This window comes from Chryseobacterium sp. Marseille-Q3244 (assembly GCF_940807095.1).
Taxonomy (GTDB): Bacteria; Bacteroidota; Bacteroidia; order Flavobacteriales; family Weeksellaceae; genus Chryseobacterium.
The window spans coordinates 114,150-135,989 of record NZ_CALNWX010000002.1; the positions used below are offsets into that span (position 1 = coordinate 114,150).

The 21,840-nt window shown below is 35.4% G+C and carries 23 protein-coding genes; 5 read left to right on the top strand and 18 right to left on the bottom strand.

What is annotated here, in order from left to right; genetic code table 11:
* Positions 1–831 precede the first annotated feature (831 nt).
* Positions 832–1,311, top strand: a complete 480-nt coding sequence (locus NBX25_RS03605; protein WP_123908814.1) for a hypothetical protein — start codon at positions 832–834, stop codon at positions 1,309–1,311.
* Positions 1,289–1,807: a hypothetical protein gene (locus NBX25_RS03610; protein WP_250252888.1), complete on the top strand. Its 519-nt coding sequence runs from the start codon at positions 1,289–1,291 to the stop codon at positions 1,805–1,807. Before NBX25_RS03605 ends, NBX25_RS03610 begins: the two co-directional genes overlap by 23 nt.
* Positions 1,808–2,016: 209 nt before the next feature.
* Here the strand turns inward: NBX25_RS03610 and NBX25_RS03615 are convergent, their stop codons facing one another.
* The 17 genes from NBX25_RS03615 to NBX25_RS03695 all read right to left on the bottom strand — a co-directional run bounded on the left by NBX25_RS03615 (position 2,017) and on the right by NBX25_RS03695 (position 17,830).
* Positions 2,017–2,964, bottom strand: coding sequence for a transketolase family protein (locus tag NBX25_RS03615; RefSeq protein WP_115972839.1), 948 nt, complete (start codon positions 2,962–2,964; stop codon positions 2,017–2,019).
* A 41-nt stretch (positions 2,965–3,005) separates the two neighbouring features.
* A complete protein-coding gene (locus tag NBX25_RS03620) occupies positions 3,006–3,860 on the bottom strand; it encodes a transketolase (protein ID WP_284346212.1) in 855 nt (284 codons plus the stop codon).
* Between the two features lie 107 nt (positions 3,861–3,967).
* On the bottom strand, positions 3,968–4,486 hold the full coding sequence (locus NBX25_RS03625) for a hypothetical protein (protein WP_123908812.1): 519 nt from the start codon (positions 4,484–4,486) through the stop codon (positions 3,968–3,970).
* Positions 4,487–4,513: 27 nt separating this feature from the next.
* Complete coding sequence (locus NBX25_RS03630; RefSeq protein ID WP_250252889.1) at positions 4,514–5,203, bottom strand: SGNH/GDSL hydrolase family protein; 690 nt, start codon at positions 5,201–5,203, stop codon at positions 4,514–4,516.
* Positions 5,204–5,229: 26 nt separating this feature from the next.
* Positions 5,230–6,789 carry a sodium:solute symporter gene (locus tag NBX25_RS03635; RefSeq protein WP_123908810.1) on the bottom strand — a complete coding sequence of 520 codons (1,560 nt, stop codon included), beginning with the start codon at positions 6,787–6,789 and terminating at the stop codon, positions 5,230–5,232.
* 259 nt (positions 6,790–7,048) lie between these two features.
* Entirely contained in the window at positions 7,049–7,336 is a 288-nt protein-coding gene (locus NBX25_RS03640; protein ID WP_002984420.1) for a GNAT family N-acetyltransferase, read from the bottom strand.
* Positions 7,337–7,339: 3 nt separating this feature from the next.
* Positions 7,340–7,735: an OsmC family protein gene (locus NBX25_RS03645; protein WP_123908809.1), complete on the bottom strand. Its 396-nt coding sequence runs from the start codon at positions 7,733–7,735 to the stop codon at positions 7,340–7,342.
* Positions 7,735–7,953 (bottom strand): (4Fe-4S)-binding protein, encoded by a 219-nt coding sequence (locus tag NBX25_RS03650; protein WP_123908808.1) that lies wholly within the window; start codon positions 7,951–7,953, stop codon positions 7,735–7,737. Before NBX25_RS03650 ends, NBX25_RS03645 begins: the two co-directional genes overlap by 1 nt.
* 1 nt (position 7,954) lies before the next feature.
* A complete protein-coding gene (locus NBX25_RS03655) occupies positions 7,955–8,533 on the bottom strand; it encodes a TMEM175 family protein (protein WP_123859227.1) in 579 nt (192 codons plus the stop codon).
* A complete protein-coding gene (locus NBX25_RS03660; RefSeq protein WP_250252890.1) occupies positions 8,526–9,065 on the bottom strand; it encodes an NADPH-dependent FMN reductase in 540 nt (179 codons plus the stop codon). Before NBX25_RS03660 ends, NBX25_RS03655 begins: the two co-directional genes overlap by 8 nt.
* A 20-nt stretch (positions 9,066–9,085) precedes the next feature.
* Positions 9,086–9,985 carry a pirin family protein gene (locus NBX25_RS03665; RefSeq protein WP_123859229.1) on the bottom strand — a complete coding sequence of 300 codons (900 nt, stop codon included), beginning with the start codon at positions 9,983–9,985 and terminating at the stop codon, positions 9,086–9,088.
* Between the two features lie 48 nt (positions 9,986–10,033).
* Entirely contained in the window at positions 10,034–10,345 is a 312-nt protein-coding gene (locus NBX25_RS03670) for a GNAT family N-acetyltransferase (RefSeq protein WP_123859230.1), read from the bottom strand.
* A 228-nt stretch (positions 10,346–10,573) separates the two neighbouring features.
* The gene (locus NBX25_RS03675; protein WP_123859231.1) at positions 10,574–11,449 is read right to left on the bottom strand and encodes a pirin family protein; all 876 of its coding nucleotides are present in this window, start codon (positions 11,447–11,449) and stop codon (positions 10,574–10,576) included.
* Positions 11,450–11,575: 126 nt separating this feature from the next.
* Positions 11,576–12,979, bottom strand: a complete 1,404-nt coding sequence (locus NBX25_RS03680; RefSeq protein ID WP_123908803.1) for an MFS transporter — start codon at positions 12,977–12,979, stop codon at positions 11,576–11,578.
* A 141-nt stretch (positions 12,980–13,120) separates the two neighbouring features.
* A complete protein-coding gene (locus NBX25_RS03685) occupies positions 13,121–13,933 on the bottom strand; it encodes a hypothetical protein (protein ID WP_123911774.1) in 813 nt (270 codons plus the stop codon).
* Between the two features lie 298 nt (positions 13,934–14,231).
* Positions 14,232–15,899: an asparagine synthase B gene (gene asnB / locus NBX25_RS03690; protein WP_250252891.1), complete on the bottom strand. Its 1,668-nt coding sequence runs from the start codon at positions 15,897–15,899 to the stop codon at positions 14,232–14,234.
* A gap of 725 nt (positions 15,900–16,624) precedes the next feature.
* The gene (locus NBX25_RS03695; RefSeq protein WP_123908801.1) at positions 16,625–17,830 is read right to left on the bottom strand and encodes an RsmB/NOP family class I SAM-dependent RNA methyltransferase; all 1,206 of its coding nucleotides are present in this window, start codon (positions 17,828–17,830) and stop codon (positions 16,625–16,627) included.
* Between the two features lie 403 nt (positions 17,831–18,233).
* On the opposite strand from NBX25_RS03695, the gene NBX25_RS03700 reads away from it, so the two are divergent.
* Positions 18,234–18,578 carry a zinc ribbon domain-containing protein YjdM gene (locus NBX25_RS03700; RefSeq protein WP_027373877.1) on the top strand — a complete coding sequence of 115 codons (345 nt, stop codon included), beginning with the start codon at positions 18,234–18,236 and terminating at the stop codon, positions 18,576–18,578.
* A gap of 319 nt (positions 18,579–18,897) precedes the next feature.
* Here the strand turns inward: NBX25_RS03700 and NBX25_RS03705 are convergent, their stop codons facing one another.
* The gene (locus tag NBX25_RS03705; protein ID WP_250252892.1) at positions 18,898–19,833 is read right to left on the bottom strand and encodes a sulfate/molybdate ABC transporter ATP-binding protein; all 936 of its coding nucleotides are present in this window, start codon (positions 19,831–19,833) and stop codon (positions 18,898–18,900) included.
* Between the two features lie 75 nt (positions 19,834–19,908).
* On the opposite strand from NBX25_RS03705, the gene NBX25_RS03710 reads away from it, so the two are divergent.
* Complete coding sequence (locus tag NBX25_RS03710; RefSeq protein WP_123908799.1) at positions 19,909–20,568, top strand: YceI family protein; 660 nt, start codon at positions 19,909–19,911, stop codon at positions 20,566–20,568.
* Positions 20,569–20,695: 127 nt separating this feature from the next.
* Positions 20,696–21,706 carry a phenylalanine--tRNA ligase subunit alpha gene (gene pheS, locus NBX25_RS03715; RefSeq protein WP_123859238.1) on the top strand — a complete coding sequence of 337 codons (1,011 nt, stop codon included), beginning with the start codon at positions 20,696–20,698 and terminating at the stop codon, positions 21,704–21,706.
* Positions 21,707–21,840: the final 134 nt, after the last annotated feature.

Here is a 21,840-nt window from a genome sequence, read left to right on the forward strand (position 1 = left end):
ACGTCGATGTTTCAAAACTATAAAATAATTAGATCACTTTAAGGTGATAATACTTGTAATTTACTTGTAGATTTTAAGATGGATTTCTGTAATATGTACAGTAATTAAAGCCATTGTACATATTTATACCATTAAATTTGAGAATGATTTAATGGTATTGTGGAAAATCAAAAAATAGTATAAAGTATTGTTTGATAAGGAAAAAAAGAAACCAGAAAAGGGAGAGTTAAAAAAAGTATTATTTTTTTATTGTACATAAATCGTATCCTCATACAATATGTATCGAATTTACATAAAGCAGTCCAAATAGGATATGGAAACTCGGAAAAATGAGAGTAAAACTTTCGTGGAACGGAACCGATAATGAAATGCCTCCTTTTTGTGTCAATTCAATAGATGAAAAAAGTAAGGAAATGAAGCAAGGATACTGATGATCTTGAAATGAATACAAGTATTGTTGCCGGACCCTACAACAATTGGTAGACTGATAAACAAATAGCTCCAGATCTGTTATGATGAACATTATTAATTTCTGTCCGGGATTGTTATGCAAAAAGACTAGCTATAATCATGAAACTGGCTAGACCTTTCACAAATATAATACCCTGATTTAACAAGATAAAGGTAATTTTACCGCCCATTTAAAAAAAAGAAAATGAAGTAAAATAAATAATTGTCTCAGGCAGGTCTTATCATAATAATAAGCTGATGATTTGTTCTTTTTTCTATTCATGCTACTTTCAATATTCTAAAATAAACTGTAGAATACTATTAATCCTAATCAGATTAATCTCAATAACACCTAAATCAAATATATATAAATAACTTATTATGAATTCGTATAAATTTTACAAACAGGAAGGGAACCAATATATTTTTAAAAATCAACCGGTTTTTGTATCTGTTTTATGTCTTTTCTTTTTAATAATAGCAGGATTGATCTTTAAAGATGTAAGAGCTCTCAGCCTTATTCTTATTGCATTGGTAGTACTTATTGCTATTAACTTTTTTACCAAAAAGTTGGTCATTGATATGGACCGGAAAACAATTACGGGTAAGCATACCATTTTTGTTCCTGCCAGAACTTATGATATAAAAGATTTTACCAATTTTCATGTTTTGGCCACAAAATATATGGGTTTTATTACCACCAATGTAGTGTTGTCTATTTACTTTGAAGTTGACGGAAAAGAGAAGCATTTGACTATCGGACAAGCTTTGACACAAAAAGGAATACAAAAGATGGTAAATGAAACAGAAGATATCATGAAAATTAATGAGCCGGGCAATGAACATAATAGACCGTTATAAATTTGAAGAAAACGGAAGTGAAATAAGCATCATGCCCAATTACAGCTTCCTTCGTACTTTGATTTGGTGGCTGGCATTGGGAATTATTGCTCTTTTTGTAATTATCTATTACTTTACGGAAAAGCTGTTTACAGACCAGTTTAAAATTGCTCTGGTGATATGGAGTGTTTATATGATCTATTTCCTGTTTGATCTGTTTTTCAGAGTTCCTGTAAAATATATTTTTGACAAATCTGAAAAGTGCATTTATAGAAAATTGATTCTCTCCAAAAAGATCATGACTTTTGATGAAATGACTTATTTTATCAATGATGAAACAGGAGGATATTACTATTCCATCGGAAAGAAACGCAATCAGTTTGTGAAAAACTACAGAATCAGCAATTATTTTTCAGGCTCAAAAGCTTCTGACAGAAGACAAGAGGAGTATATCACAGAAATATTATGTCCAATCCTTATAGCAGTAGGAATTCCTTTGAACCAAACTGAACCATAAAAACAAACGATACAGTAGGGTAAAAGCTACAACCATGACAACTATAAGTATAATCATTCCCCTCCAGTGGAGAAGTGGTGAAAATTCAAAGACTTTTGACGGGGTGGTTAAAACATTGTACAAAACTCCAACATTGAATCACGATTCAATAAAAGACTGCGGGCTGTTTCGAAGAAACAGCCCGCAGTTATTATAGTAAATGCTAATGATTAGTTAGCTAAAATTCTTTTTACAGCTTCTTTCACTGCTGCAGCATCAATCTTATACTTCTTCATTAATTCAGCAGGTGTTGCAGATTCTCCGAAAGTATCGTTTACCGCAACAAATTCCTGTCTTGTAGGTCTTTTTCTTGCAAGCATTCCCGCAACAGATTCACCTAAACCACCAAGATAGTTATGCTCTTCAGCAGTTACAATCTTACCTGTTTTTTCAACAGATTTTAGGATGATTTCTTCGTCAAGAGGCTTAATTGTGTGGATATTGATTACCTCACAAGAAATACCTTCTTTTTCAAGTTCGTCAGCAGCTACAAGAGATTCCCATACAAGGTGTCCTGTTGCAACAATCGTTACATCAGTACCTTCCTGAAGCATGATTCCTTTTCCGATTTCGAAAGGCATATCTTCAGGGATGAATACAGGAACAGTAGGTCTACCAAATCTTAAATATACAGGACCTTCAAAATCAGCAATAGCAAGAGTAGCTGCTTTTGTCTGGTTGTAGTCACATGGGTTGATTACAGTCATTCCCGGAAGCATTTTCATCATCCCGATATCTTCCAATACCTGGTGAGTAGCTCCATCTTCTCCTAACGTAAGACCTGCGTGAGATGCACAGATTTTTACATTTTTCCCGGAGTAAGCAATAGATTGACGAATTTGGTCATATACTCTTGAAGTAGAGAAATTTGCAAACGTTCCTGTGAAAGGAATTTTTCCTGTGATGCTAAGACCCGCAGCAATTCCCATCATGTTAGCTTCTGCAATACCTACCTGAATAAATCTTTCAGGAGCTTTCTCAATGAACTTCTCCATTTTCAAAGATCCGATAAGGTCTGCACAAAGTGCTACTACATTAGGGTTTTTGTCAGCAAGCTCAGCTAATCCGGCTCCGAATCCTGAACGTGTGTCCTTTTTTTCTGTATATGTATATTTCATTTTTATTTTTATTAATCGAGAGTTTAACTGATGGTTAGATGTTAGTAGTCAGCAGGAGCTTCTAAATACAATTGTTTGAATGCCGTTTCCAATTGCTCATCATTAGGAGCTTTACCATGCCAAGAGTGAGATCCCATCATGTAATCTACTCCAGAACCCATTTCTGTATGAAGCATGATCGCTACAGGTTTTCCTTTTCCAGTTTCAGCTTTTGCTCTTTCAAGAATACCGATGACAGCTTCAAGATCATTACCGTTCTTTTCTTCTAAAACGATCCATCCGAAAGCTTCAAGTTTAGCATGAAGATTTCCAAGGCTTAATACATCATCTGTATCACCGTCAATCTGACGTCCGTTGTAGTCGATAGTAGAAATAATGTTATCTACTTTTTTAGCAGCAGCAAACATCAGTGCTTCCCAGATCTGACCTTCCTGAAGTTCACCATCCCCGTGAAGAGTGTAAACAAGAGATTGGTCTCCATCCATTTTTTTACCTAAGGCAGCTCCTAACGCTACAGAAAGACCTTGTCCTAAAGAACCTGAAGCAATTCTGATTCCTGGAAGACCTTCGTGAGTAGTAGGGTGCCCCTGTAATCTTGAATCAAGTTTTCTGAAAGTCTTTAATTCTTCTACCGGGAAGAAGTTGAATCTTGCCAAAGTAGAGTAGTATACAGGAGAAATGTGTCCGTTAGATAAATAAAAATGATCTTCATTTTTACCTTCCATCGTAAAAGGAAGATGATAGTTCATCACCTTTCCGTAAAGTGCTGTAAAGAACTCTGTACAGCCTAAGCTTCCTCCAGGGTGTCCTGAATTTACAGCGTGAACCATTCTTAAAATGTCTCTTCTGATCTGTGTAGTAAGAGATTTTAACTCTTCGATACTTTTACTCATTATATCTGATTTATTTGCACGCGAATTTACAATTTTTTACCGGCTTATGGAAATGCAAAAATCCGGATATGAAAACCCGGATTTTGATTGATTTGAATATTTTTAAGCTTTTAACAGCCTTCGTTGATGTAAACTGTAATTTCTGTAACAATATTATTAACAAATTTAAATGTTAACTGGGTTCCGGCATCATAGTCTTCAATATTAAAGTATCCTGCATCTTTAATACGTTTGCCATGATCATCTACCTCCGGTCGAACACTGAATATAGGATAGTTTTTATATGTATTGATAAGCTCATCTCTGGTGCTTCCGACACCCATTCCGCTTTTGGTTCTGAATTTTTTACTGGTAGTTGTCATTCCGGCAATGGTAACTGCATCAGGTTTGGCTTCTCCACCATAACCCTGGAAGACTTCAATATTAATAGCCTCTCCGTTGTATTTTACAGTATTCTTTTGTTGTCCATCAGAAATTTTAATTTTAGCTCCTGATATTTTTTCTGCTTCACTTTTTTCCATAAAGATTTTGTAAGGCCCAATTCTTAAAGTAGACACTTCAAAATTCTCCTGAGCTGCTACAGATCCGAAAGTTAATACAAAGATGAAAAGTGAAATAATTTTTTTCATAGTTAATAGAATATATTTTTTGAATTTTTATTTTTTTCCTAATGCTTTATGGATTGCATTTTTAATCATTGGTTCCATGATTGTATATCCTGCAGGAACCGGATGGATGCCATCCTTTGAGAGTCCTTCACGCATCCCGCCCTGTGCATCCCGCATTGCAGAATTATAATCTACAAAAATGAGTTTTTTGCTGCTTGCATACTGCTTTAATCTGTGATTCAAGGCGTCTACTTTTTGAGGAACATCCGTTATTTCTTTACGCCATGGGAACTCTGCTGCGGGCAATATGGAGGTAATGATTACTTTAATTGCGTTATTTTGAGCAATATCAGCCATAGCTTTGATATTATTAAAAGTGAAATCGGGATCATAAATGCCTGTATTCTGTGCAATATCATTGGTTCCTGCATTAATGATCACCAGTTTTGGTTTTAAAGCAACAACATCATTCTGAAAACGCAGCAGCATCTGTGAAGTAGTTTGTCCGCTGATTCCTCTGCCTGTATAATTGTTTTCAGAGAAAAATTCAGGATGACTCTTTACCCAGCCTTCTGTAATAGAATTGCCCATAAAGACAACGTCCACTTTCTTCTTTGAACTTAAAATGCTTGTATTTTCATCTTTGTACTTTGTAAGATTGGCAAAATCAACAGCACTCTGAGCTTTTACAAATGTACCGGCAAACAGACTAAAAGCCAGAAAAACAAATAATTTCATTACTTATAATTTGTGGTTACTTTTGATTAAACAACTCTCAAATGTTGCTTGTTTTTTACCATCCATAAGCCGATAAATGTTAGCAGCCCATTAAGAACGATAAGTTCTACACCAATTCTGTAGTCTGTATAAGTGGTGACTGCGAAATTGATTAAATAAGTGATGATAGGAGCCAGAATCGTTACGGTAAGAATCGAATACTTTTTTGAAATCTGAAATTTCGTAAAAATTCCAAAAGCAAAAAGTCCCAGTAACGGTCCGTAAGTATATCCTGCAATTTCCATAATCAGATATACGATAGATTTGTCATTCAACGCTTTGAACACCATAATTAATATGAAAAATAGGACGGTGAATGTCAAATGCACTTTCATACGAAGGCTTTTTTTCTCTTTTTCAGTTTTGGTTTTATCTTCATTAAGGTTTAATAAATCTACACAATACGAACTTGTTACTGCAGTTAATGCCCCATCCGCAGAAGGGAATAAAGCTGAAATTAATCCAATAATGAAAATCACAGAAATAGCCATTGGGAAATATCCGTTAAGAGATAACGCTGGGAACAGGTCATCTCCCATAATATTTTTGATGTTTCCTGCAGTATCTTTGAAACCGAAAATATTGCTCACAGGATCTGTTCCGGTAGTTCCATATTCTGCTCCATGTTGTAACGCAAAAAGGTAGAGAAGACCACCCAAAAATAAAAATGCAAGATTAACAAACAGAAGAGTTCCTGCGAAAGTTAACATGTTCTTCTTTGAGTTTTTAAGATTGTCTACAGAGATATTTTTCTGCATCATCTCCTGATCCAAACCGGTCATGGCAATGGTGATGAAAATTCCACCCAGGATGGTTTTAAGGAAAAATGTCTTGGAATTAGGATCAAAATTGATAAAGTGAGTGTAATTTTTCTGTTCTAAAATTGTATAGGCTTCACCAAAAGACAGGTTCAGGTTAGATAAAATATAAACAATACAAGCTACCAAACTGATAATCATGAAAGAGGTCTGTAAAGTATCTGTAATGACAATGGTTTTTACACCACCTTCAAAAGTATAGAGTAGAACCATCAGTAAAAGAACCATGGAAGTAACCCAAAACGGAACCCCTAATCCTTCAAGGAGGAAAAGTTGCAATACATTGACTACCAGATACAATCTTGCAGTAGCTCCAATGGCTCTTGATATAATAAAGAATATCGATCCGATCTTATGGGCTTCCACATTGAATCTTTTTCCCAAATATGTATAAATGGAAGTAAGGTTCATCTTATAATACAGAGGCAGGAGGATGGCTGCAACAATAAAATACCCGATGAAAAAGCCGATTACCATCATATAATATTCAAAACCTCCATAAATATATTCGGAACCGGTCATTTTCCCGACGGTTCCCGGAACTGAGATAAAAGTAACCCCACTTAAGCTGGTCCCTATCATCCCAAATGCAACGAGCCACCATTTACTTTTTTTATTACCGATAAAGAAAGACTGGTTGTCAGAATTTCGGCTGGTAAAATAAGAGATCACCAAAAGGCCGATAAAGTAGATAAAGACAAACAGCAAAAGAACAGTTCCTGAATTCATGCTTAGATTTTAAATTTTAGCAAATATATAAAAAAGAACCATCGTGAATCGTGAATTTAGTTTAGAGACAATTTTTATATAATTACTCCAGGAAGTAACTTCACGATTCTGTTTTAAATCTGGTACAGTTTTTTCTAAACTAATGATAACAGTTCGCTTCATCAGATCGATTGAAAATCGATTCATTCTTTGTTCACTTCATGAAAAAACCTTCCAGATCAGCTCTGAAAGGTTTGTATTGTAAGGGTAGAAATTTTGACTAATTCACCAAAACATCCTGTAGCTCCTCGCTCTTTTGGAAACTGGCTTTAGCAAAAGGGCAAAGCGGAATAATTTTTTTTCCGTTTTTTCTTGCAAAATCTACAGCAGCCAAAAGCATTTCCTTACCTACCCCTTTTCCGTTGTAGGCTTCTTCTACCTCGGTGTGGTCAATAATAAATCTTTCTTCTCCTGCCCAGGTGTACGTCATCATTCCTGCGCGTCTTCCATCTATGAAAGCTTCAAAACTTCCGTGTTTTTCGTCGTTGTTTTGTTTTACTTCGATCATGTTTTATGAGAATTTAGTTAATATTTCTATATCGTTGGTTAATATTTTGTGTACAGGACATGCATCAGCAATCGTGTGAAGTCTTTTCATTTGTTCAGGATCCAAAACCCCTTCAAAAGTAATATCTCTTTTGAAGATCGCTCTTTTGGTCAATGGATAATTTTCAAGTTCCACTTCTACATTGATGTTTTCTACATCCCATTCTTTTCTTTCAATGTACATTCTTAAAGTAGCTGCCGTACAGCTTGCTAAAGAAGTAGCCAGAATTTCCATCGGATTGAACCCTTTATTTTGTCCACCTTTATCTAAAGGTTCATCAGTAATGATTGTATTTTCACCGGCTGTTACCTGCGTATAATATTTTGTTTTTCCTAAACTTGCTTTTACCGTTACTGCCATTATTTTTCAGTATTGAATTTATAACTTAATGCTCCTGATGGGCATTGATCTATCTGTTTTTTCAGTTCTTCAGGGGTTGCATTGGTTGCTTTTATCCAAGGTCTTTCTTTCGGATTGTATACCTGAGGAAGCAGTTTTACACATACAGCCGAGTGGATACACTTCTGAGGCTGCCAGATGACAGTAATGTCGCCGTTGGGATATTCGTGTGTTTCCATATTAATTGTCTTTTAATGATTTTTCGATTCTTCTGTCCGGAATCAGCCATATAAGAGCCACAATGTAATAAAAACCTATGGCAATATAAGGATAAAAAAATGAAGTAGCGATTCCCAGAATATAAAATATAATGGATATATTCTCTTTATACTTTGAATGTATGGCCTCTTTCAATGGTGAATTTTCACCTTCACATCGGATAATAACATTCTCCAGAATGCTATAGGCTATGGCACATAGAACAAGTATGATACCATAGGTTGCTACAGGGTTTTCTGCAAAACCGGTAGTTCCGATCCATTCTGTAGCAATAGGCATCATGGAAAGCCAGAATAACAAATGAAGATTGGCCCAAAGAATACCTCCGTTTACTTTTTTTACCGTCTGAAATAAGTGATGATGATTATTCCAGTAAATTCCAACATAGATAAAACTGAAAATATATGCTAAAAATTTAGGGAGAAGAGGTTTGAGACTTGCCCAGCTGCTTCCTTCCGGTACTTTCAGCTCAAGAACCATGATGGTAATGATGATGGCTAAAACACCATCACTGAATGCTTCCAGTCTTCCCTTAGTCATTGGTCTTAACGCTATTTTTAAAGTTCTCAATTTTTGTTTTTAGCTCGCTCAGCATATCAGGATTGATAATTCCACTTTCAAGATCAAAATTCTCATAGAACTTTGGCAGTGAAAAAGTATCTTTGATATCTGCAGCGAACTGTGGAAAGAATGTTTTTGCCGTATTCATCACATTTCCGCCACCATAACCACCGGGAGAAGTACTCATCAGAAGCATTGGCTTATTTTGAAATACCTTTACATTAATCCTTGAAGCCCAATCGAAAACATTTTTGAAAGCAGCACTGTACGATCTGTTATGCTCTGCCAGGGAACAAATAATGACATCACATTCCCCGATATTCTTTAAAAATTGGTGCGCTTCATCCGGAAAACCTTTCTTTTCGAGGTCTACGGAAAAAACAGGCATAGTGAAATCATTGAGGTCAATAAGGTTGATCTCTTCCTCCTGGAAATCTTTTAAAACAAACTTTACCAGCTCTCTGTTGATGGAAGTAGATGAAGTACTCCCTGCAAATGCAAATATTTTCATGGCTTTTCTATGAAATGGAATTACTTTCTGTTTAAAATTGACTTGGGTAGTGGAACATATTCCTGCTCATCACCTGGAACCAAAGGAAATGCATCATGATTCTGATCGTTCCAGTTTACTTTAGCCTGATCGATTATCTCTTTATCAGAGTTCACAAAATTCCAGAAAATAAAACGTTCTTCATCGAAAGGTTCGCCTCCGAAAAGGTATACTGTACCATTTTCACTCATATCAAACTCACAAAGTTTAGTATCCTTTGCAATCATCAGCTGCTTTGAACCATAAGTATTCCCTTCAGTAGTGACTGTTCCGTCCAGAACATACATCGCCGCTTCCCCATAAAGATCTTTACCTATACTTATTTTCTTAGGCTCTTTGGTTTTTATTTCGATGAAAAATAATTTACTATGTACCGGAACAGGAGAGGTTTTTCCAAATGCTTCACCCGCAATTAATTTATATTGAATTCCATCCTCTTCCCAAACCGGAATTTCATCCGCTTCAATATGATGGAAAGTAGGCTCAGACTGTTCAAGGTGTTTGGGTAAACCTACCCAGATCTGGAAACCGTGAAGTCTTTTATCGCTGTGTCTTAAATATTCCGGAGTTCTTTCAGAATGTACTACTCCTTTACCAGCAGTCATCCAGTTAACAGCTCCAGGTTTAATTTCAAAGGCGCTTCCAATACTGTCTCTGTGGAAAATAGAGCCTTCAAGCAAGTAAGTTAACGTAGAGAGTCCGATATGTGGATGGGGAGGAACATCAAGATTTTGATAATCCTTTAGCTCAGAAGGTCCCATGTGGTCAATAAAAACAAATGGCCCTACGGCTCTTTTTTCACGAAATGGGAGCAGCCTTCCTACCAGAAAGTTTCCGATGTCGGCGGCTTTTTCTTCGATAATAAGTCCAATATTTGACATAATGATGTAATGCTTTTAATGTTTGTTTAAATAAATGTTGATGAAGATTTACAGTTTATCGTATCCGTTAAATTTTTCATCTACGATACGTTTCCATTCAGGATGTTTTTTGATAAAGGCAAAAACATACGGACAGAACGGAAGGAGCTTTTTACCGCTTTCTTCAATATAGTTCAGCGTCTTTTCCACTACGGCAGCAGCTGCACCTGTGCCTGCCAGTTCAGGTTCTGCCTCAGTGTGTATCAATGAAATTTGGTGAGACGTTTCACGATAATCAATAAAAGCATAGTGCCCGTTAAGCTCTATTTCAAATCTTTTATCGGTCTTTACAAGGGGTATGTTTTCAAATTCTGGTTTCATAATTTTTGTATTAAGGTTGATGAATGGGCTTCGTGTTTAAAGCGATCAATATCTTTTGTTTTTATATATGAGAAATCTTGCTGAGAAAACAAACCTTATAAGTTTATACAACCTATAAGGTTTATCTCTCTGCATACCATTAATCTTTAATTTTTACCTGATATAATGATATATAAAGTTAGTAAAAAAGAACTTATTTAAGATTAAGGAAAATTTAATTCTATCCTTTTACTCTTCAAGGTAACCGAATTTTCCGGTATTGAAATCCTCAAAAGCCTGCATAATTTCCTCTCTCGTGTTCATAACAAAAGGTCCGTGAGGAAAGATGGGTTCATTAATAGGCTCTCCACTGATAATTAAAACAATAGAATCTTCCTGTGCCTCTATAGTAAAGTTTTCTCCCTCATTTTTAAACAGTGCAAAATGATCTGCTTTAACCTGTTCTTCTCCATTGATGGTTATACTTCCTTCAATCACCAAAGCTGCTGTATTAAAGTGGGCAGGAAAATTAAATTCTGCTTTACCACCAGCCTTAAGCTTTGCATTCATCATGTGAATAGGAGTGAAGGTGAAGGCTGGACCTTTATTTCCGTTATATTCTCCTGCAATCACTTCTATAAAACCATTTTCGGCAAGGTCAACTCTTTCCATCTTAGAGTTTTCAATCGCTTGGTATTTTGGGGTACTCATCTTATCTTTTGCCGGAAGGTTTACCCAAAGCTGAACCATTTGAAAGATTCCACCTTCTTTTGCCCATTCTGTTTCGTGATATTCTTTATGAAGAACTCCTTTGGCAGCTGTCATCCATTGTACATCACCTTCTCCGATAATACCACCGCCTCCAGCACTGTCATGATGTTCTACTTTGCCGCTATAAGCTATGGTTACGGTTTCAAAACCTCTGTGCGGATGAACTCCTACACCTCTTGGTCTTTCAGAACCATTGAAATGAAATTTTGAATTATAATCAAGCATAATGAACGGATCCATTCTTTTCATATCTAATCCTTGTACACCAGGAATAAAATTATGAACTCTAAAACCGTCACCTACAAAGTGTGCAGGTCTTGGAGATACTACTATTTCTACTTTTTTAGTTGTCATAATATTGTTGATTTTATGTAAACAAAAATACCATACTTATAAAGCAAATGCATTGACCTGTGATAAGTTCGTATAGTAGGAAAAAGGGAGATTGTAAAAAGGTTGATAAAGCTAATAAAACCTTAATTAGTCTTCCTTAGATTTCATATTCTTTCCATCCGAAATGTGTAACCTTCTAAACACAAAACCTGATAGAATTGTTAATATTCCTACAGTAAGAAAAGTATACCGGAAAGCATTATGCGTTTCCCCTTTGATGAGGTCAGAGTTTTCAAATATTTTTAAAACAATCAATCCAAAGGCAATTCCGAAACCGATGGCGAGCTGCTGATTAACAGATATTAAAGAGTTGCCACTACTGGTCTGAAAATTCCGGAGATCAGCAATGGAAATTGTATTCATAGAAGTGAACTGAATAGAGTTGAAAAATCCCAATACTGCAATAATAGGAACAAACCAATATAACGAAGTGTGAATATTCGGAATAGCCAGCATACAGATCAGGGTTCCAATGATAAAAGTATTGACCATTAATGTTTGTCGGTAACCATATTTATCCAGAATTTTAATAACAGATGATTTCCCGAATATAGCCGTCAGCGCCATCGGAGCAATGATCCATCCTGAAGTTACAGCAGATTGTTTATAAGCAATCTGAATCATAAGCGGAAGCAATAATGGAACTGAACTGATTCCTAGTCTTGTAGCCAGATTTCCTACAATTCCCACCCTGAAAGTTCTGACCTGAAACAGGTTGAGAGGAAAAATAGGATGCCCTTCTTTTTTTGCATGTTTATAGTAATAATAAAGAAACAGGAATCCAAGGATAAATACAATGAGGACCGGGGTAATATTCTGCATATTCCCAAAAAGTTCTAATGAAATGGAAAGCAGGAGAGAGGCGGCTGCAAAGATTAAGAATCCTTTAAAGTCAAAATCAACATCATCAGATTTATAATCAGGCATAAATTTTAATCCTAAAATAATTCCTAAAAAACCAATCGGAATATTGATGAGGAATATCCAGTGCCAGGACAGGTAATCAACCATGTAACCTCCTACTAATGGTCCAAGAACAGGCCCGATAAGTGCAGGGATAATTGCAAAGTTCATTGCCTTAAGTAATTCACTCTTATCAAAGGTTTTAATGAGCGCTAGCTTTCCAACCGGAGTCATCAGACTTCCTCCGACTCCCTGAATAACCCTTGAAATAACAAGATGAGTGAGATTTTGGGATAAAGAACAAAACAAAGAACCCAAACTGAATAATACCAACGAGAAAATGAATACTTTTTTAGTTCCGAAGCGGTCTGCCAAAAATCCACTTGCAGGCATGAAAACCGCTAAGGTCAATACATAACTGATGATGGCATTTTGCATGTTCAGCGGAGATTCGTGAAGATCTTTTGCAATGGAGGGTAAAGAAGTATTCAGGATGGTTGAATCCAGCATTTGCATGAAAATAGCAGTGGCCAGAATCAATGGGAGAATTTTCTTTATGGATACCTGTTGAGGGCTTGTTTCTGTCATTTCGTATAGGCTGGAATATTCAATAAACTTCCAGGCTTATTTTATTTGAAGAAAGTGCTTGCTTTAAGCAGTTTGATTCTTAGATCAAGAAATCCATATAAAATTAAAAAAGTCCTGCGAAATATCACAGGACTTTTTGATTTATTTTTTAGGCTTTTCTACTCCTTTCCATTCATCACCGGCTTTTCTATACTGGCTTAAAGTGAAATTTTTGAAATCCTTGGTTTTGTATTCAATATTATCGGTATTCTGCTCAAAAGGCATGATATAATAATATTCTATATCTGTTTTATCGGTCTTGTTTCCTTTTTTTACAGTCGGAACATATTTTGAAAACTTATAGCTTGGAAGATATTGTCTTAATCTGGTGTAGAATGATTTGTCATCTTTTTCACTAGGAATAATATCTACAATATTCAAATCATCTTTTTTCTTATCTACCCAAAGATAGTAGGTTTTTTCTTCTCCTAAATTTCTGTTGTATGAATTGAAGGCAAACAATTCTTTTGGAACCAATTCTTTGATTTTTTCAGGATCAACCTTTGTATAGAATTGTCCTTTTGAAGGGTCAACGTAAGTTTCAAGGTTGTACATTAATACAGAATTGTTCTCAAAATTCTTGTTCTTGAAGTATTGATTTAAAGATAATTCTGCAGTAGCTCTAAGCTCTTTATCTCTTTTATCCAGTTTTTTTGTTGGATTCTGAGGATTTACTTTTTTTACGAATTCATATAATACTACAGGCTTTATATCCTTAAGGTGAGGATAGGTTTTAAGCTGCTCAGCTTTTACCAGCCAGTAAAACTGTTGATAATAATCGTCCTTATCAGCATCTTTCACGCTTTTATATGCTAAAGCAAGCTTTTTTGAGTTCAGATATTTGCCATATTTTCCCTGTCCAAAAGCAAAACTGATAGATAATAAGGCAAACAAAACAGTAAGGTTTCTTCTCATTTTTTTATAATTGATATTTTCGTTTTCCAAATATAATTATTTATTAGATATTATTTTTGATTGTCAGTTAAATTGTGCCATATTGTTATTGTTAATTCAAAAAATAATCCTGTATTGCTACAGGATTAATAAATTATTGTGGTAGTAGTTACAAAGAAGGGGTGTAAGTGTATGATTTAAATATTAAATTTTAATAGTGAATTTTGCTTCGCAAGTGAATCGTGAATTCATCTGGTATCACGATAACTTTAACCCTTAAAGATCACCATTGACTCTATAACATTCCCACTCTCAAACTCTAATAAGAAGTTTCGTGCACTTTCACTGCTCTTCCGCTTGGATCATTCATCTTTTTGAAAGCTTCATCCCATTCCAGAGCGATAGGAGTGGAGCAGGCTACTGACGGAACTGATGGAACAGTTGCTGCAGCAGTTTCACTAGGGAAATGTTCTTCAAAAATAGTTCTGTATCGATATTCCTCCTTATTTTGTGGAGTGTTTAACGGGAATCTGAACCTTGCGTTAACCATCATCTCATCAGTAACCTCTTTTTCAGCAACTTCTTTTAGAGTATCAATCCATGAATATCCTACACCATCTGAAAACTGTTCTTTTTGTCTCCATGCAATAGAGGCGGGAAGAATATCTTCAAAAGCTTTTCTTAGTACCCATTTTTCAATTTTCCCTTCAGCTACCTGTATCATTTTATCTTGTGGGTTGAGGGTCATGGCAATATCCATAAATTCTTTGTCAAGGAAAGGAACTCTTCCTTCTATTCCCCAGCTCATTAAAGCTTTGTTCGCTCTCAGACAGTCATACAAATGAAGCTTTCCGAGTTTTCTTACTGTTTCATCATGGAATTCTTTAGCATTAGGAGCTTTATGGAAGTACAGATATCCCCCAAATAGTTCATCTGAACCTTCTCCGGATAATACCATTTTAATTCCCATTGATTTGATGACCCTTGCTAAAAGATACATCGGGGTAGATGCTCTGATGGTTGTTACATCATAAGTTTCCAGATGATAAATTACATCACGTATCGCATCCAATCCCTCCTGGACTGTAAAGTTGACTTCATGGTGAACAGATCCGATATGTTCCGCTGCTTTTTGTGCTGCAGCTAAATCAGGAGACCCTACAAGTCCTACTGCAAAACTGTGAAGTCTTGGATACCATGCTTCCTGAGTGTCTCCGCTTTCAATTCTTTGTCTTGCAAACTTGGCTGTGATAGCAGAAATAACAGAAGAATCTAGTCCTCCTGAAAGCAATACACCATAAGGAACATCACTCATCAGTTGTCTGTGAACAGCGTCTTCAAGCCCTTTTCTTAGTTTGTCAATATCGGTTTCGTTCTTTTTCACATGGTCAAAACTTTCCCATTCTCTGGTGTACCATTGCTGAAGTTCAGCTCCGTCTTTGCTATATACCAAATGTCCTGGTAAGAAGGTTTCAATCTTTTTGCATATACCTTCCAATGCTTTTAGTTCAGAAGCTACATAATAGTTTCCGTTCTTATCCCATCCCTGATAAAGAGGGCAGATTCCCATATGATCGCGGGCAATCAGATAAACTTCATGTTCCGTATCATACAATGCAAATGCGAAAATACCGTTCAGTTTTTCAACAAAATCTTTTCCGTATTTTCTGTATAGTGCCAGAATAACCTCACAATCAGATTGAGTCTGAAATTCATAATCAGGAAATTCTTCTTTTAATTCTCTATGGTTGTAGATTTCACCGTTTACAGCTAATACTACTTTCCCGTCTTTAGTAAATAAAGGTTGCTTTCCGGATGTTGGATCTACAATGGCTAATCTTTCGTGAGAGAAAACTACTTTCTCATCCTGAAAGACCCCACTCCAATCTGGTCCTCTGTGACGGATCTTTTTTGACATTTCCAAAACCTGAGGCCTTAATATCTCAGTTTTTTGCTTGGCATCGAATAAACATACAATTCCACACATATTTTTATTATTTATGAGACAAAAGTAAAAGGGATGTTTATAAATAACAATGAAAAATATGTATAAGTTTAATTTTTTAATTAAATAATTTATTTTAAAGAAAAAAATTAACTATTCATAAGAATTTGTATGTTTTTGATTGATTTTTTTCGTTAGGCTAAAGTTAATCTAATCTCTATACGAAATAAAAATGACATATTTCTTAATATATGATAATTTATTATGCAAACTTTAGCCCTTACTTTGTGGCTCGAAATAATTTTTTTTCATCATTTGTGTTTTTACCTTCTTGCAATTCTCATGCAAGAAGGTTTTGTTTTTATAGGCTTGTAATACGCTCTTGCTAGTAAGAAAATAAAATTTTCTTACTAACTATATTATTCAGGCTTTAAAATGATTTTCCTGCTTTAAAATAAGAGGAACGAACATTATCAGCCGGCTATTTAAATGAGTAATCGTTTTGTGAATGGTTTTCAATGATAAGAACCGATATACTGGTTTCCATTAAACTATATAGAAAACAGGTAAAGTAAAAAGGTAAGTTCAGTTCTTGTATTCATATTATAATCTACTGTAGGTAATTTATGTTAATAAATATCCTTACAGCATCAAAACGGTTAATCTATAGGGTTAGTAGAGAACAGAATATAAATGTTACATATTTGTCTAAAAAAACAAAAAAACTACCCCGTGGAGTAGTTTTTAATTTATAATGGTAAAATCAATTAAGAAACTCTTTCAATCAATGCCATATAGAATCCATCGTATCCTTCGCTAGGCATTACCTTTTCATCCTTAATCATTTTGAATCCAGGGTTATTTTTAAGGAATTCTTCTACCTGAAGGTTATTTTCAGAAGGTAGAATAGAACATGTTGCATATACCATCTTTCCACCTTTTTTAAGAATTTTAGAATAATCCTGAAGAATCTGCTGTTGCTCTTTTTTGATTCTATCAATAAAGTCCTGATCGATTTTCCATTTGCTGTCCGGATTTCTTTTCAATACTCCAAGACCTGAACATGGGGCGTCAATCAATAATCTGTCTGCTTTATCATGAAGGCGTTTGATTACTTTGTTGTCAGAGATCATACGGGTTTCAATATTGTGAGCTCCGGCTCTTTTAGCACGACGCTTTAACTCGGTCAATTTCCACTCGAAAATATCTAAAGCTATAATCTGACCTTTATTTCCCATCAGTGCTGCCAGGTGAAGTGTTTTTCCTCCAGCACCTGCACAGGCATCTACCACTCTTTGTCCCTCTTTTACATCCAGGAAATATCCGATCTTCTGAGAAGAAGCGTCCTGAACTTCAAACAAACCTTCTTTAAATGCTGTGGTAAGGAAAACATTCTTTTTCTCCTCCAGTTGTACTGCATCTGGATAGTTTTTAATAGGAAAAGACGCAACACCTTCATCTGAAAGGTCAGAAATAAGTTCCTTTGTTGTTGTCTTTAATGAATTTGTTCTTAAAACAGTAGGAGCCTGTTCATTCAACGCAATCATTTCTCTTTCCCATTTAGCTCCCAATTCTTTTTCCAACGTTTCCGCCAACCAGTCTGGGATAGAATGTTCAATAGCTTTGGTTGGAACTGTATTCTTTTTAAGCTTGGTAAGAATGTCCGCAATTTTAATTCCGTCAAACTCTTCAAACTTTTTATAATTGGTCTTGCTCCAAAGAAGGTAAGCAATGATAAGTTTATAAATATTGTTAGGTTTTACCCCTTCGCCCATATAATATTCAAGGCGTTTTTTCCAACGGATAATATTGTAGAAAATCTCAGAAACAACGGCTCTGTCCTGGCTTCCCCATTTTTTGTTTGCTTTTAAAAGTCTTTCAATAACTTTATCGGCATATTTGTTTTTCTCAAAAAATGTCTCCTGTAAGGCATCGTGAATTCCGATTGCCAAGTTTCTGTGAATAAGTTCCATAAGTTTGCTTCGCTGTTTGAATCTGCAAAAATACGAATTAAAGTTGAGAGTTGAGGTTTGAGTTGGAGAGTTTGAGACTTACAAGGTTGAGATGAAATGATAGAAATAAATCTTAGTACTGAATCTGTAAATGTTTTTTCTGAAGATTTATATATTTTTACTCAGTTACAACAGTTTTTCATTCAGGGGTGGTTGAACTCAAATATTTGCTTAAATGAAATGTCTTTAAGAACAAAATGTATAGGGTTCATCAATATACTTTATTTTCTTTACAGTTACCTTATCTAAAGTGTAGTAATTCACTTGTTGGTGCAAAACAAATAAGTGTTTATTGTCTACTATACTGGCCTTTATCTCTTGACTTTAACCTTGAAAAAGCCCTACCTTTGCAAAAAATTAAAATATGAGTGATACAGTACTTTGTCCGAAATGTAGCTCCGAGTTTACCTATCCGAGCGATAACATGATGGTTTGTTCTCAGTGTTTCTACGAATGGAATCCTGAAGAAGCAGCTTCTGAAGCAGCAAACGAGGGAAAAATATTAGACTCTAACGGAAATGAGCTTCAGGATGGGGATTCTGTAGTGGTTGTAAAAGATCTTCCTGTAAAAGGAGCACCAAAACCGGTAAAAGCTGGAACTAAAGTGAAAAATATCCGCTTAAGACCAGGAAGCGATCATAATATCGACTGCAAAATTGATGGGTTCGGAGCAATGGCTTTAAAATCAGAATTTGTAAAGAAAGCATAATACAATTGCCTTTTACTATGGGCTAAAGGCCATAAAAAAAGGAAAAAATTGGACAGAGTAATCTTTCAATAGACTTAATTGCAAGATTGCTAATGTCCGTCTAAAAGGCAGAAAGAGAAATAACCAATAATTTCCTTATGCTGTGGAAATACAAATGTAAGAAAAAGTTTAATAACAGATTCTTATGTTTGTATTTTTTTTGTTGATAAATATAAGGAAATGTATGAGTTATATACTTTTTTAGAAGATGGAAAGGGCTTGCGGATCTAGGAATGCTTAGGCTTGAATATTCCCCGTTGGCGATCTCAATTCTCTTCGATTAAGTAAATGAAATATTCACAGAATCATGTAGTTTTTCATCAGTGTACATTACCAATTCCTTATTCTTTGCTTTAATTTTATTCCAATGGTAATTTCCTGCAAATCTGCTTTCCAAAACCTCGGCTTCAAGACCATTTTCAGAAACTTTTATTCCTTTTGGATAATAGAAAAATTTTGAAAGCCGGAAATCTGCTGCTTCAGATTCACTGAAGATATTCACTTCACCAAATAATTTGGCAACATAAGAATTGTATGGATTTTTGTAGGTTTCTTCCGGACTGTCATTCTGAATTAACCTTCCATTCTGAAGGATAACAATCTGATCCAGCCATGGCATAATGTCCTGGAGTTCGTGGGTAGAAATAATCAGAGAGATCTGATGTTCCTTTACATATCGGAAAAGTCTTTCTCTAAGCTCAATCTTTCTTGGAAAATCAAGATTACTGAAAGGTTCATCAAGGATAAGCAGTTTAGGTAAAACGGACAGTGCTCTTGCAATAGCAACCCTTTGTTGCTGCCCGCCACTTAAATATTTAGGAAGTACATCAGCAAACTCCTGAAGTCCTACTACTTCAAGAAGTTCCATGACGGTTTCTCTTTTCTTGGTTAAATTGATATTCGAAATAAATTTACCCACATTTTCAGCAACAGTGGCATAAGGCATAAGGTCAAAATTCTGTGCTACAAACTTCATTTCAGCTTCTCCGGGAACAAGGTTTCCCTTGGGACCCAATAGTTTGGCTCCATTAAAAAAGATATCTCCGCTTTCCCAATCAAGCAGGCCATATATCAGGTTTAAAAGGGTAGATTTTCCACATCCACTTTCTCCTGCCAGGGCAATGATTTTATTAGCCTCAAATCTTAAATTAAGGTTTTGAAACAACGGTTTTTCTTTGGTGTGGGAGAAGAATAAATTGTTTATTTCTAAAAGCATATTACAAATGTAAGGTTTTTATGAAAACATAATTTTTTTTATTATATTAGCGGGAGTAATAAAAATAAATCAAAAATGAGAAAAAAACTGTTTTCGTTAGCTATTCCTGCTTTATTCGTTGCTGCTGTAATGGTTTCTTGTAAAAAAGATAAACCGCTTACCAGTGAAGGTAATGAAGTGACTACAACCAAGGATGGTAACCAGTACACTTTGGATACGCTAAACAGTAAGGTTGAATGGAAAGGATACAAAGTATTTAAATCTGAGAATACGAGTCACTTCGGAACCATCAGGTTTGAAAGCGGTGATGTAACAGTGAAGGAAGGAAAACTGGAAAGCGGTAAATTTGTTGCTGATATGAATTCCCTGACCTCTGTAGACTTGAAAGACAGTCCTGATGATATGGGTAAATTAAACGGTCATCTTAAGAGTGGTGATTTCTTTGAAGTAGAAAAATTCCCAACGGCTTCTTATGAAATTACAAAAGTTACTCCTGTTACAGAAGGTGATTATAATACTCTTTTGGATGGTAATTTAACCATTAAAGGAATTACTAAGCCGGTTCAGTTTAAAGCTAATGTTTCCGTGAAAAACGGAGAAGTAAGTGTAGCTACTGAGCCTAAGGATATCAAAAGAGAAGAGTTTGGCGTGAAGTTCCAGGCTCCTGCTGAAAACGGAGTGATTAAAGATGAGGTAACTCTTCAGATCAACGTTAAAGCCTTAGAAAAGAAATAATTTTTTTATTTAAGTGAAATAAGTGATTGAAGTCTGCCTCCCGAAAAAGAGGCAGATTTTTTTATGACGGACCTATTATTCAACTTAAAAGTCGTATTTTTGCAAAACATTTTGAAAGGGTAAAATAATGATAGAAAAGATAGAAGAACTACTGATCGAAGTAAACGGCTTCAATGCTACCTCTAAGGAAGAGATAGAAAACTTCCGTATCAAGTACAACGGTAAAAAAGGAGTTCTGAATGATTTTTTTGAAAAATTTAAAGAAGTTCCTAACGACCAGAAGAAAGAATTCGGACAGAAGATCAATACTTTGAAGCAGGCTGTTGCTGTGAAACTGGAAGACTTGAAAAGTACTTCTGCATCTTCTGTTGTAGTAGAAAAAGAAGATCTTACAAGACCTGCATTTCCATTAGATCTGGGATCAAGACACCCGATCAACCTGGTTAAAAACAGAATTATTGACATCTTTAAATCCATTGGATTTGCTGTTGCTGATGGTCCTGAGATTGAAGATGACTGGCATAACTTCACGGCATTGAACCTTCCGGAATATCACCCGGCAAGAGATATGCAGGATACGTTCTTTATTGAGCAGAATCCGGATATTCTTTTAAGAACGCATACTTCTTCTGTACAGACTCGTTTTATGGAAGAAAATCAGCCGCCTATCAGAATTTTATCTCCTGGAAGAGTATTCAGAAATGAAGCCATTTCTTCACGTTCTCACTGTATCTTCCATCAGATTGAAGGATTATATATTGATGAGAATGTAAGTTTTGCGGATTTAAAGCAAACGATTCAGTTCTTTACCACTGAACTTTTCGGAAAGTCTAAAATCAGAATGAGACCTTCTTATTTCCCGTTCACGGAGCCAAGTGCTGAGATTGATGTGTATTGGGGATTAAACTCTGAAACTGATTACAGAATCACAAAAGGAACAGGTTGGTTAGAAATCATGGGTTGTGGTATGGTAGATCCTGCGGTATTGAAGAATGTTAATATTGATTCTGAGAAATATTCAGGATATGCATTCGGAATGGGTATTGAAAGAATTACCATGCTTCTTTACCAAATGAGCGACATCAGAATGTTCTTTGAAAATGATATAAGAACCTTGGAACAATTCAAGACATTATAAAAATAAACCTCCGGAGCTCCGGAGGTTTTTGTTTTTAATTACTGACCTAAGAAACAAAACGTAATTAAAAACTGATCTTATTGAAAAATTTACACGTGTCTGTTTCTTATATCCATACTTCGGGTACGCTAGGG